Genomic DNA, 788 nt, shown 5'->3' with positions numbered 1-788 from the left:
GTTGCGAGAAGAAATTCGTGAACTGAGAAAGTTGACAGATAAGCCTTTTGGTGTCAACATCATGTTGATGATGAAAAATATCAAGGATATTGTGACCGTTATCATCGAAGAAAAGGTTCCAGTGGTAACTACAGGTGCAGGAACTCCTAAGCATATCATGCCTTACTTGAAAGAAGCAGGAATCAAGGTTATTCCAGTTATTGCAAGTGTCAAGCATGCTCAAAAAATGCAAGAATTGGGAGTTGATGCTGTAATCGCTGAAGGTTCAGAAGCTGGTGGCCATATTGGAGAGACCAATACAATGGCTCTTATCCCACAAATCGTTGATGCGGTAACAATTCCAGTCATTGCTGCAGGAGGTGTGGCAGATGGTCGTGGACTTGCTGCTGCGATTGCCCTAGGTGCACAAGGAGTTCAAATGGGAACAGTTTTTCTTGCTTCAGAAGAATGTCCAATTTCTCCAGCCTATAAAGAAGCTATTTTGACGGCAAGTGATACAGCGACTGCGGTTACAGGCCGCATTGCGGGAGCGCCAGTTCGTTGTATTCGCAATGAGATGACGGATCACTACATTGAATTAGAGCAGAAAGGTACAAACCGAGAGGAACTGGAAGAAATTACGATTGGTTCCCTATCTAAGGCTGTCTATGAAGGTGATACAGTTCATGGTTCAATGATGAGCGGACAAATTGCGGGTTTGGTGAAAGACATCAAACCATGTAAGACCATGGTTCAATGATGAGCGGACAAATTGCGGGTTTGGTGAAAGACATCAAACCATGTAAGAC

General features: G+C 43.8%; 1 protein-coding gene. It reads left to right on the top strand.

The features are described 5' to 3' along the window. On the top strand, positions 1–739 hold a 739-nt coding region (locus tag D8863_RS10510), incomplete at its 5' end, for a nitronate monooxygenase (protein WP_125441859.1). Between the last annotated feature and the right edge of the window lie 49 nt (positions 740–788).

The organism is Streptococcus oralis (genome assembly GCF_003943825.1).
GTDB classification, from domain to species: Bacteria; Bacillota; Bacilli; order Lactobacillales; family Streptococcaceae; genus Streptococcus; species Streptococcus oralis_CD.
The sequence above is the reverse complement of the archived record's forward strand: the minus strand, read 5'-3'. Positions and strand labels throughout refer to the sequence as shown.